The 11870-nt window shown below is 40.6% G+C and carries 12 protein-coding genes and 1 other annotated feature; all 12 genes read left to right on the top strand.

The window, feature by feature from the left end; translation table 11 throughout:
• The first annotated feature begins 305 nt into the window (after positions 1-305).
• Positions 306-516, top strand: a binding site (T-box leader).
• 471 nt (positions 517-987) lie between these two features.
• The 12 genes from proS to hpt all read left to right on the top strand — a co-directional run bounded on the left by proS (position 988) and on the right by hpt (position 11869).
• Entirely contained in the window at positions 988-2427 is a 1440-nt protein-coding gene (proS, locus tag DW125_RS08895; protein ID WP_117537895.1) for a proline--tRNA ligase, read from the top strand.
• 84 nt (positions 2428-2511) lie between these two features.
• Positions 2512-3282, top strand: a complete 771-nt coding sequence (locus DW125_RS08890) for an REP-associated tyrosine transposase (RefSeq protein ID WP_021860637.1) — start codon at positions 2512-2514, stop codon at positions 3280-3282.
• A 114-nt stretch (positions 3283-3396) separates the two neighbouring features.
• Positions 3397-4725, top strand: a complete 1329-nt coding sequence (locus tag DW125_RS08885) for a CCA tRNA nucleotidyltransferase (RefSeq protein WP_117537894.1) — start codon at positions 3397-3399, stop codon at positions 4723-4725.
• Between the two features lie 152 nt (positions 4726-4877).
• On the top strand, positions 4878-5888 hold the full coding sequence (locus DW125_RS08880; protein ID WP_021860639.1) for a CotS family spore coat protein: 1011 nt from the start codon (positions 4878-4880) through the stop codon (positions 5886-5888).
• A 195-nt stretch (positions 5889-6083) separates the two neighbouring features.
• The gene (locus DW125_RS08875; RefSeq protein ID WP_021860640.1) at positions 6084-6359 is read left to right on the top strand and encodes an HU family DNA-binding protein; all 276 of its coding nucleotides are present in this window, start codon (positions 6084-6086) and stop codon (positions 6357-6359) included.
• 395 nt (positions 6360-6754) lie between these two features.
• Positions 6755-6994 (top strand): RNA-binding S4 domain-containing protein, encoded by a 240-nt coding sequence (locus tag DW125_RS08870; RefSeq protein WP_021860641.1) that lies wholly within the window; start codon positions 6755-6757, stop codon positions 6992-6994.
• Positions 6995-7226: 232 nt separating this feature from the next.
• Positions 7227-7514 (top strand): sporulation protein YabP, encoded by a 288-nt coding sequence (gene yabP, locus DW125_RS08865; protein WP_021860642.1) that lies wholly within the window; start codon positions 7227-7229, stop codon positions 7512-7514.
• A gap of 3 nt (positions 7515-7517) precedes the next feature.
• Entirely contained in the window at positions 7518-7841 is a 324-nt protein-coding gene (gene yabQ / locus DW125_RS14485; protein WP_117537893.1) for a spore cortex biosynthesis protein YabQ, read from the top strand.
• Between the two features lie 92 nt (positions 7842-7933).
• Entirely contained in the window at positions 7934-8260 is a 327-nt protein-coding gene (locus tag DW125_RS08855; RefSeq protein ID WP_021860643.1) for an FtsB family cell division protein, read from the top strand.
• A gap of 179 nt (positions 8261-8439) precedes the next feature.
• Entirely contained in the window at positions 8440-9843 is a 1404-nt protein-coding gene (locus tag DW125_RS08850) for a SpoIIE family protein phosphatase (RefSeq protein WP_117537892.1), read from the top strand.
• A gap of 150 nt (positions 9844-9993) precedes the next feature.
• Positions 9994-11358 (top strand): tRNA lysidine(34) synthetase TilS, encoded by a 1365-nt coding sequence (gene tilS / locus DW125_RS08845; protein ID WP_117537891.1) that lies wholly within the window; start codon positions 9994-9996, stop codon positions 11356-11358.
• Positions 11342-11869, top strand: a complete 528-nt coding sequence (hpt, locus tag DW125_RS08840; protein WP_117537890.1) for a hypoxanthine phosphoribosyltransferase — start codon at positions 11342-11344, stop codon at positions 11867-11869. Before tilS ends, hpt begins: the two co-directional genes overlap by 17 nt.
• Position 11870 lies beyond the last annotated feature (1 nt).

Genomic DNA, 11870 nt, shown 5'->3' with positions numbered 1-11870 from the left:
CAGTGCGGAACTAAATTCCACTCATACTTTAAAAGTTGTGACTTTTATTGAATTTCTACATTGTAATTTGTTGTGCATATGCAAAATATAGAGTAGAGCCTTGATAGAATGATTTATTTTGTGTTAAGTGTTTTACATATGTGAATTTAGAGCTTGCAAGGTTAAATTCTACTTATGCAGGAGTAAGATCCATCATGGAGATTAAGAGTGGAGTTTAAATTTTCAATTTAGGAGCGAAAAATAATCATGTTTGTTGCTTGACAAAAGAAAAACCATAGATTAAAATTATGAACAATTCCATAAATAATATGGCGATGAAGAGAATTAGTACATGGTAGCGGGCAGCAGAGAGGACATCGTAATGGTGAAAGATGTCTGGCAGGCGCACTGTGGAACCGGTCTTGGAGCCACTGTATGAAAATACAGCGTTTCCGTCAGCGTTAATGATGAATGAAGAGAACTGCAAAAGGGTTGCAGTTAACTAGGGTGGTACCGCCGAGCTTTTCGGTCCCTTTTTAGGGAGCTGAAAGGTCCGGCGTTTTTTATTATGTTATGGCGACGAGGAAAATGTACCATGCTTGCATGATCACATTTGACGACCGCTAATCAGCGGATAAAACTTGAAAAGCGTGTTTTATGCTATCGCTATCATTATTGTCCTGACCACCGGAGAAAATTGTCAGTGGCAGGTTCTGTAGATGTTTTATTAGGATGATGTTGAAATCGAAACCTTTCACCATGTTTTTCGCTTATAGGCTTACAACGTAGTGAGTACCAGGTGATTTTATTTATGAGCAGATTCGCAAACGATCTATGTTCCACATCAGGGCTTGCTAAATGAGTGTTATAGTCGTTCCGTAATGCGGCTGGTGCAAGACATGTGTCAAAGCATATTATATTTTTTTCTGGCACTGTAAAAATGTTGGATTTATATTTGTGGCTTTATAAAAGGAGCTCCCAGAATAAAGTAGAAAAGGAGAAAGAAAGATGGCAAAAGAAAAATTAGTAAAAAATATCACATCTCGTGACGAAGATTTCGCACAGTGGTACACAGACGTTGTACGTGAAGCAAATCTTTGTGATTATTCCAGCGTAAAAGGATGCATGAACTACTTACCGAATGGTTATGCGATCTGGGAACTGATCCAGTCAGATCTGGACAGACGTTTTAAAGAAACAGGTGTAGAGAATGTATACCTGCCGGTTCTGATTCCGGAAGAACTTCTTGAGAAAGAAGCAGATCACGTAGAAGGATTTGCACCGGAAGTTGCATGGGTAACACATGGTGGAATGGAGAGATTACAGGAAAGATTATGTATTCGTCCGACATCTGAGACATTATTCTGTGACCTGTGGGCAAAAACAGTAAAATCATACAGAGATCTTCCGAAGGTATGGAACCAGTGGAACTCCGTACTGCGCTGGGAGAAGACAACAAGACCGTTCTTACGTTCCAGAGAATTCTTGTGGCAGGAAGGCCATACACTTCATGCAACATATGAAGAAGCTGAAGAAAGAACAATTCAGATGTGGGAAGTTTATAAGGATTGCTATAAAGAGACAATGGCTATTCCATTTGTAGCAGGAAGAAAGGCAGAACACGAGAAATTCGCAGGAGCAGAAGACACATATACGATTGAAGCATTGATGCATGACGGAAAAGCACTTCAGTCTGCGACAAGTCATTTCTTCGGAAGTGGATTCCCGGATGCATTTGATATTAAATATGTAGATAAAAATAACGAATTACACAGTGCTTATGAGACATCATGGGGATGGTCTACAAGAAGTATCGGAGCACTTATTATGGTTCACGGTGATGACGACGGACTTGTATTACCACCGCATGTTGCACCGGTAGAATGTAGAGTTATTCCGATCGCACAGCACAAAGAAGGCGTTCTGGACAGATCATATGCACTGTTTGATGAGCTGAAAAAAGCAGGATACAGAGTGAAGATTGATGATTCCGACAAGAGCCCGGGATGGAAATTCTCTGAGCAGGAGATCCTCGGAATCCCGACACGTATCGAGATTGGACCAAAAGATATCGAGAAGAATCAGGTTGTGGTTGTACGTCGTGACAATCGTGAGAAGATCGTTGTATCTCTGGATGAGATTGCTGTAAAACTGCGTGAAATCCTTGAACAGGAACAGCAGGATATGTACAACCGCGCAGAAGAGTTCCTGAACAGCCACATCGACACAGCAACAACAATGGACGAAATGGTAGAGAAGTTCAAAGCAAATCGTGGATTTGTTAAAGCCTGCTGGTGCGGAGATCCAGAATGTGAAGGCGAAGTAAAATATCTGACAGGCGGAGCAGCAACCAGATGTCTGATTGAAGATGAAGAATTTATTTCCGATAAATGTATCTATTGTGGAAAACCTGCAAAACAGATGGCATATTGGGGAAAATCTTATTAAAATATAATTGGGGACGGGGATTTTCTAGAAAATCCCCGTCCCCAATTGAAAAAGACCTGTCCCTTTTTAGGAAAGGAGACAGGAATGCCTCGTAAACCAAGGAAGAAAAGTATATCAAATATTTATCATGTAACTAATCGAGGAGTCAATCATTTATCTATATTTGCACAAAACCGAGAAAAAGGACGAATGTTAAATTTGATTCGGGAGAATTGTGACAAATATCATGTGGGCATATATTCTTATTGCATCATGCCCAATCATTTTCACCTTTTAATAAAAGCAAGTTTATCAGATTTATCAGCATTTATGGCTGTTATATCATCAAAATATGCATCATATTATAATTATAAACATAAAAGATCAGGAGTTGTTTTTCAAAATCGTTTTCAAAGCCAGTGCATAGAAGATGCCAATTATTTTTGGAACTGTTTGCGCTATATTCATTTGAATCCCGTAAAGGCAAAATTATGTAAAGATCCAAGATCATATAAATATGGAAGCATGAATGAATTATGTAAAATAAGAAAAAAAGAGATTTTGGATGAAAATGTATATAAAAAAATCAAGGAATTTTTTGGAACAGCAGAGCAGTTCTGGGCGTTTCATAATTTGCCGGATAGTAGTAACAAGCTATTATTTATTGATATAAAGGAAGAAGAATTTGATCAAATGAAAGAGATTGCTGTAGAGATATTAAAAAGTATGTCACAGCAATATAAAGAATCTATGAAGGAAATATTAGAATACTCAGCAATGAGAAACGAATTTGATCGAAAAATAAAAACGGCTCTTAATATTTCACAATGTATGGTGGAAAACATAAGAAAACAAGTGTTAGAAGAAATATATTAGATAATTAGGGACAGGTCTTTTTGAATTGGGGACGGGGATTTTCTGGAAAAACCCCGTCCCCAATTCAAAAATGTGGTATGATAAAATGGAATGTGGATAAGTGGAGGTAAAAATGTGGAATATTTAGAATTACAATTACCAGAGAATGTGCAGAAGATTATCACTACATTGCAGATGTATGGTTATGAAGCGTATGCAGTTGGTGGGTGTGTAAGAGATTCACTTTTAAATAGAACGCCGGGTGACTGGGACATCACAACATCTGCGATGCCCGGAGAGACAAAATCTTTATTTGATAAAACATTTGACACAGGGATTGAACACGGTACAGTGACGGTTGTATTTGGCAGAGAGGGATATGAAGTTACAACGTACCGGATTGACGGGGAATATACCGACAGCAGACATCCGAGGGAAGTAACGTTTACAAGAAGCCTGAAAGAGGATTTGCTGCGCAGAGATTTTACAATCAATGCAATGGCATACAATGATAAAGACGGACTGATTGATATTTTCGGAGGAAAAGAGGATCTGCAAAGGAAATGTATCCGGTGCGTGGGAAATGCCAAAGAACGTTTCAGCGAAGATGCACTCAGAATCTTGCGAGGTGTGCGTTTTGCTGCACAGCTGGGATTTGATATTTCAGAAGATACAAAAGAAGGTATGCGTGAGCTGGCACCAACACTTAGAAATATCAGTGCGGAACGGATACAGGTGGAGCTTGTGAAGATGCTCACTTCCGATCGACCGGAGTTACTTAAAATGGCATGGGAATTGAAAATTACACAGATATTTCTGCCAGAATTTGATCGTATGATGGAAACGATACAGGAGACACCGCACCATATGTATAACGTGGGTGAACATACACTGCATGCGATGAAAAATGTACGTGCAGATAAGATACTGCGTTTGACTATGCTTTTACACGACACAGGAAAACCAGCTCTAAAAACGATGGATGCAAATGGAGTTGCACATTTTAAAAAACATGCGGCAGAGAGTGAGAAAATTGCCGGACGTGTATTAAAGCGCCTGAAATTCGACAATGATACATTGCGTAAAGTCACAAAACTTGTAAAATATCACGATTACCGCATGGAAGCAACGGAAAAAAATGTGCGGCGCGCGATGAATATTATAGGTGAAGAATTATTTCCATATTATATGGAAGTAAGGCGTGCGGATGTACTTGCGCAGAGCCTCTACAAAAGAGAAGAAAAAATACAGAATCTGGACGAAATAGAAGAGTTATACCGGAAAATTGTCGCACTTGGGCAGTGTGTATCTTTGAAAACACTGGCAGTAAACGGAAGTGATTTGATTGCAGCAGGAATGAAGCCGGGTAAAAAAATTGGAGAAAAATTAGAAGAATTGCTGGAACTTGTAATTGACGATCCGGATATGAATACAAAAGAAAAGTTATTCCAATATTTGGGATAACTAAGTGTATAAATGTGTGAATAAGTAAGTGGATAAAGTAACCAAAAGGGGACGGGGATTTTCTAGAAAATCCCCGTCCCCTTTTGGTATATTCACGCCTGCTTTTACATACATTTAGAAAGAATATGATATGTAAAGTGCAGGGGATAGATATGCAGGAGTTAGAACAAAATGTGTTAGAACAATATAATATGGAGATAAGCAGCACCCGCAAGATCAGGGGTGCTGTTTTATGCGATACAAATCGGGGATGGTTTCTGCTTAAAGAAGTGTCGCTGACCGCAAACCGGATTCCTGCACTCTGTGAATTATATGAATATCTGAGAACTGAAGGATACACTCATTTGGATCATATAGAAATGAACAGGGAAGGCGGGCATATTACAGAAATGGAAAATGGGGAGAAATATATATTGAAGCGCTGGTGTGATGGAAAAGAATGCGAAATACGCCGATCAGAAGAACTGGTGGAGGCGTCGGCAGAGCTTGCAAAGCTTCATCTCCTTCTTCAGCATCCCATGGAAAATAAATGCGGACAGGCGGAACATCTGGTGAAAATATATGAAAAGCATGACAGAGAACTGAAAAAAGTGCGCCGTTTTATCAGAAAGGTGCCTTTGAAAGGAGAGTTTGAATGTGCATTCCTGAAAGCTTTCGACAGTATGTATGAATGGGCGCAGGCGGCAACGGAAAGGCTTGGCAATTCAGACTATGAGAAACTTAGAAATGACTGCTTTCTCACGGGCAAGATGATTCATGGGGAATACAATTATCATAATATACTGATGTGCCGGGATATGCGCAGCAGCAAGGTCGCTGCGATCACTAATTTCGAAAAGTTTCATCAGGATGTGCAGGTGGAAGATCTGTATTATTTTCTCAGAAAAACAATGGAGAAAAATGGATGGAAAGAACGTTTCGCAGATGCAGTGTTAAATGCGTATTCAGCGATCCGTCCAATTAGTCCGGATGAAATGGATTATCTGCGCATCCGGCTTATGTATCCGGAAAAATTCTGGAAAGTTGCAAGTGTGTACTATCATTCAAATAAGGCGTGGATGTCTGTAAAAAATGTCGAGAAATTGCAGACGGCAGTGATGCAGATGAAACAGAAAAAGAAGTTTTTAAAAGCTGTTTTTAATGAACCAGTACAGGGGCTTTAAAAGAGACTTTCAGAAAACTGTAAAAAAGTGTGAAAATGCCGGAAAATGGGCATTTTCTGGATGAAATTCCTTGACAAACAATAAGAAAACAGGTATAACAGTAACTAAAGGCGGTTGGCGCGGGGACGTGAAAACCGATGACAGAATAGAATAAATAAGGGATTCTATAGTTAAACAAGAGGAGGAAAATTATCCATGAACAAAACAGAATTAGTAGCAGCAATCGCTGACGCAGCAGAATTATCTAAAAAAGATTCCGAGAAAGCTTTAAAAGCATTTGTTGATGTTGTTACAGAAGAGCTGAAAAAAGAGCATAAAATCCAGTTAGTTGGTTTTGGTACATTTGAAGTAAGCAAGAGAGCTGCAAGAGAGGGTAGAAATCCTCAGACAGGTAAGACAATGAAGATTGAGGCTTGCAAAGCTCCAAAATTCAAAGCTGGTAAGGCTTTAAAAGATGCTGTTAATGCATAATCAGTAATAGTAGTGGATTATAACGGAGTGTCTTGCGCTGTGGCGTCAGGCACTCCTTTTGTTATGGCGATGAGGAAATGCAGTCTGCCTATAAAACAACACCTTTCAGACTATCTACAGGTTGGGTGAAAGCACTTTAACATTATGAAGAAAACCTTCAATAATGTAATGAAATATTCGTCAATTGTATTATTAATTAAAAGAGATTGTACAAGAAGAACAATAATAATTTATCACATACAAAATGAAATTACAGATATCATATTTTTTTCAGCTAAATATAGAAAAAAGTGGTGTGCAGAAATCTTAAACAAAATAGATAAGTTGCAGGCAGCAGAGTGTGAAGGTATATAGAAAATTTATTTCCTGAGAAAAATTTCGAGGAGAAGAAAAACATGAGATTAGACAAATTTTTAAAAGTATCCCGCCTGATCAAGCGCAGAACCGTGGCGAATGAAGCATGTGATGCGGGACGTGTGCTTGTCAACGGGAATGTTGCGAAAGCATCCGTGAAAGTTAAAGTCGGAGATATTATCGAGATCCAGTTCGGTACGAAGACAGTTAAAGTCGAAGTCCTGGCAATTCAGGAGACAACGAAGAAAGAAGAAGCAAAAGAATTGTTTAAATATTTATAAAATGTCATATTTTATCCTGATCTTTCATAAAATTATTTTAGTCGGAGGAGACGCTTGCTTCTATGAATAAATGGCGGGCAATAAATATGGCCTGGAGGAAATGCCAATTTCGGTTAAGATAAATGCTCCGCAGGAATGTGCAGCAATTTTCTTAGGTGAATGTTAGCAGTGTTTATCAGAAGCGTATGCAACTCCTGCGTGTCCGGCTCGATTAAGAAAGGTTGGGATACAGATGGAAGAAAGAACAACGGTATCGAAAAATCATAAACTGGTTGTAAATAACCGGAAGACAAGTCTGGTGACAGGTGTGCTGGATGTGTTGTCTTTTGATCTGAATGAAGTGTTTCTGGAGACGGAACAGGGAATGCTTATGGTCAAGGGGAGCGATCTGCATGTGAACCGGCTGAATCTGGAAAAAGGCGAGGTGGATCTGTCCGGGACGATAGACAGCATCGCTTATTCGGATGTACAGTCGGCGGTCAGCAGAGGCGAGAATATTTTTGCAAAATTGTTCCGGTAACGCATGCCACAGATTCGGGAAGAAGTCGTGATTTTTCTTGCTGCACTGCTTACTGGGATGATCGTGCGGTTGGTTTATATCGGACTGAATGTGTTCCGTCAAATTGTCAGACATAATCTTCGCATTATGGAGAGTGAAGACCTAATTTTCTGGATTGGATCTGCATTTTATATCTTTGTGCAGAATTACCACACAAATAATGGTAGTATGAGATGGTATTGCATACTAGGTGTGGTAGGAGGCGCGATTCTTATATCAATCCTGTATACTCATCTAAAAAAAGTGCAAAAAAAAATCTACACACGCAAGAAAAATAAATGCCCTTAAAAACTTGCGAAATGTCCGAAAAACATTTATCATATATAAGTAATTAAGGGAAAAGCCTGGGTGGGACCGGGCAAAAGGGTGAGTATATAATTATGAATGCAAAGAGACAAAAGAGACGCGTGAGCTTTGGGCAGAGAAGGCGTGTCAGAACACACAAGAGAAGCATGATTGCAATTGGAACTGTGCTGGTGCTGATGATCATTACACTGACCGTAAGTGGAATGTCACTTAAGGCAAAGGAACAGCAGAGTATTGCAAGAGAAACAAAGTTAGAAGAACAGATCAAACAGGAGAAAGCACGGACTGCACAGATCGAAGATATGGAGAAGTATGCAGATACTGATGCATATGTAGAAGAGATTGCACGTGAGAAGTTACATCTCGTACATAAGAATGAGATCATATTTAAAGCAAAATAAAAGATACAGATGATAAGCTTTGGGAGAATTCCCAAAGCTTTTTCAGTTATGGCGACGAGGCAAATGCGCCATGCTTGCATGGTAGCATTTACCGACCGCTAATCAGCGAATAAAACTTGCAGCGCGTGTTTTATCGCTGATTTATTGCTGGCATTACAATTATAAAAGGGGAGATAAGGGTGGAAGAATTAAAAGAAAAAGGAGCATTTTCCAATCCGTATGTGATGCAGATGGACAAATTTGCAGATTCGCTGGTTCATTTATCCAGAACATTCTTTACACTGGAAGGGTATAAGGGAACATTTTCAAGAGAGGAACTGGAAACAATGTTTTCCAGAGTGACGGAGCAGGTATGCGAAAATTGTGAGAACCGGGAAGAATGTCTGGGCGAGAAAAAGATCCAGACATATCAGCGTATGTACGACATCCTGTGTGCAGTGGAGAAATACGGTGCGGAAATCAATATTGAATTAAAAAGAAAACTTCAGAAACAGTGCGTGATGGCACCTCGTTTTCTGCGGGAGACATTGGAAGCATTTGAAAATGCAAAACAGCAGCTCATATGGAACAATCGGATGGTGCAGAACCGGGAAGGCTATGCAGGACAGCTGCAGAGCTTTGCGAAAATGATCCAGTATACGACAAGAGAACTGGAGGCAAGTATTTTTGAGGATCGGCATCTGGAAAAGAAATTAAAAAATTACTTGAAAAAACAGAACATTAAAATGATGTCGGCAGTATTCTATATTACCCCGCAGGGAAAATATGAAGTACATTTAAGTGTAAAAGCGCCGAAGGGGCAGTGTATTGCGACAAAAGAGCTTGCACACGAAGTGGGGAAATGTCTGGGACACCCGATGATTCCGGGGCAGAATGAGCGCCCGATTCTCGGAAATGAATATGCGTCCATCGCCTGTGTGGAAGGGGCAAAATACCAGACGATACAGGGAGTTGCCAGAATCGGCAAAGAAGGCGAGAGTATTTCAGGAGATACATTTTTGATGACAGATCTTCCGGGTGGTAAGAAAGGTATTGCCCTGTCAGATGGCATGGGTTCCGGGGAAGAAGCATTCCGGGACAGTACAATGGTTGTGGAAATGTTGGAAGAACTTCTGGAGGCAGGATTCCCGGTCAATACAGCAATCCAGATGATGAACACGGCGCTTGTAATCGGAAGAGAAGAGGTGCGTTTTTCCACGGTGGATGTCAGTTTGTTTGATCTGTATGATGGAACATGCGAAATTGTAAAAGCAGGCGCGTCAACGACATTTATCAAGAGAAAGAACAAAGTGGAAATGATTCGCTCTACATCCCTGCCAATCGGAGTCCTTGCGGATATTGAAACAGATCAGGAAAAACTGGAACTGGAATCCGGCGATATGGTGATTATGGTGACGGATGGAGTACTGGATATGCTGACGGTAGGCGAGCAGGACACAATTATGTGTACGCTGATCGAACAGTCTTCGCTTGTAAATCCAAAAGAATTTGCCAATTATCTTCTTGGACAGGCGCTGGAATGGGGACAGTCACTTCCGGGGGACGATATGACGATCATTGTGACAGGCATCTGGAAACTGTAAGAGGGAAAAAACGGTGCAGCCCTTGTAAAACTTGCAATTTTCAGCAAAATTATATATATTAAAAATGATATCATAAAACAATTTTTAGATATCATGGATGGAGAATTTGCTCCGAATTTAAAATAGCAGGAAAACAAAGGATATAAGAAAATGTATCAGAAAGTAAAAGCATATGTGAAGAAATGGCATATGCTTCAAAAAGAAGACAGTGTTATTGCAGGTATATCGGGAGGCGCCGATTCGGTATGCCTTCTTTTCATGCTGCTAAAGCTGCAAAAGGAACTGGGATTTGCCCTAATGGCAGTGCACGTAAATCATGGCATCCGCGGTGCAGAAGCAGAACGCGATGAAGCTTATGTGAAGCGGCTGTGCAGACAATGGAATGTCCGGCTGAAAGTGTACCGGGAAAATGTGCCGGCATATGCGAAGGAACATGGTATGACCGAAGAAGAGGCTGGAAGAGATATACGGCGTACTTGTTTCTGTAAAGTATTAAAAGAGTGGGGTGGAACGAAGATCGCCCTGGCGCATCATGAAAATGACAATGTGGAGACACTGCTCTGGAATCTGTGCAGGGGTACCGGTATCCGGGGTTTGGGAGGGATCGCGCCGGTAAATGATGTGTGGATAAGACCACTGCTCTGCGTAAAAAGGCGGGAGATTGAATCATATCTGAAAAAGCGGGGAATATCTTATTGTACAGACACGACAAATGCAGACCGCAGGTACATGAGAAACCGTATCCGGATGGACGTTATCCCGTATTTGGAAGACTGCGTGAATACGGAGAGTGTTTCGCACATGGGAAAGACGATGGAGCGGATGTATGAACTGGAGCAATATATATTAGAAGAAGTCGGGAAGTATAAAGAGAGCTGTACAGGCTGGAAGAATGGTAGACGGATCATTCGCCAGACAGAATATACAAAGATCCCGAAGGCACTCCGGGATAATGTCTTACATGAGATTTTATGTGAGACAGCAGGCAGACGCAAAGACATTGAAGAAGTGCATATACAGATGCTGCGGGATTTATTTACAAAACAGGTCGGCAAAAGGATCGATCTGCCTTACGGGGTGACAGCAATCCGCACATATGAAGGTGTCCGGTTTGAAAAAAATATACCTGAAGCGTCTTATGCCGGAGACGAAAATGAATTATTTTCCATTCGTGTATTTGACAGAGAGCCTGGAAATGTAACATTTCCAGAAAAAATATACACGAAATGGTTTGACTATGATATAATTAAAAATACTGTAAAAATAAGACATCGAATAGCTGGCGACTCCATTGTGATCAACAGATACGGAGGCAGGAAAAAGCTGAAACAGTACTTCACAGACCAGAAGGTTCCGCAGGAAGACAGAGATAAGATCTGGATCGCAGCGGACGGAGATGAAGTGCTGTGGATCGTCGGTTACAGGCAGAGCCAGAAATACCAGATTACAGAGAAGACAACGAAGATATTAGAAATACAATATTACGGAGGAGAAGAAAATGGCAGAGACAATTAAAGTTATGATTTCTGAAGAAGATGTAGAGAAGAGAATCCAGGAACTGGGAAAACAGATCAGTGAAGCATATGCAGGAAAACAGGTGCATCTGATCTGCGTGCTGAAGGGCGGAGTGTTCTTCATGTGTGAACTTGCAAAGAGAATTACGGTTCCGGTTTCCATGGATTTTATGAGCGTAAGTAGTTACGGAGACGGAACATCCTCAAGTGGTGTTGTTAAGATCGCAAAAGACCTGGATGAGCCTCTGGAAGGAAAAGACGTTCTGGTTGTAGAAGATATCATTGATTCCGGACGTACCTTATATTATCTGCTTGAGATCTTAAAGAAGAGAAATCCAAACAGCATGAAGCTGTGTACGCTTCTGGATAAACCGGACAGACGTGTGCGCGATGTAAAAGTAGATTATGTCGGTTTTGAGATCCCGGATGAATTTGTGGTTGGATACGGTCTGGATTATGCACAGAAATACAGAAATCTTCCATATGTTGGTGTAGTAGAAGGCGTAGAATAAA

Origin of the sequence: Dorea sp. AM10-31 (genome assembly GCF_003435815.1) — a bacterium.
Lineage (GTDB): Bacteria > Bacillota > Clostridia > Lachnospirales > Lachnospiraceae > Dorea_D > Dorea_D hominis.
This window is presented reverse-complemented; position numbering and strand designations above follow the sequence as displayed.

Coding starts and splice junctions, on each gene's coding strand:
- DW125_RS08855 (WP_021860643.1), top strand. CDS start 7,934: ATGAATGCAAAGAGACAAAAGAGACGCGTGAGCTTTGGGCAGAGAAGG.
- hpt (WP_117537890.1), top strand. CDS start 11,342: ATGGCAGAGACAATTAAAGTTATGATTTCTGAAGAAGATGTAGAGAAG.
- DW125_RS08870 (WP_021860641.1), top strand. CDS start 6,755: ATGAGATTAGACAAATTTTTAAAAGTATCCCGCCTGATCAAGCGCAGA.
- yabP (WP_021860642.1), top strand. CDS start 7,227: ATGGAAGAAAGAACAACGGTATCGAAAAATCATAAACTGGTTGTAAAT.
- proS (WP_117537895.1), top strand. CDS start 988: ATGGCAAAAGAAAAATTAGTAAAAAATATCACATCTCGTGACGAAGAT.
- DW125_RS08880 (WP_021860639.1), top strand. CDS start 4,878: ATGCAGGAGTTAGAACAAAATGTGTTAGAACAATATAATATGGAGATA.
- tilS (WP_117537891.1), top strand. CDS start 9,994: ATGTATCAGAAAGTAAAAGCATATGTGAAGAAATGGCATATGCTTCAA.
- yabQ (WP_117537893.1), top strand. CDS start 7,518: ATGCCACAGATTCGGGAAGAAGTCGTGATTTTTCTTGCTGCACTGCTT.
- DW125_RS08890 (WP_021860637.1), top strand. CDS start 2,512: ATGCCTCGTAAACCAAGGAAGAAAAGTATATCAAATATTTATCATGTA.
- DW125_RS08875 (WP_021860640.1), top strand. CDS start 6,084: ATGAACAAAACAGAATTAGTAGCAGCAATCGCTGACGCAGCAGAATTA.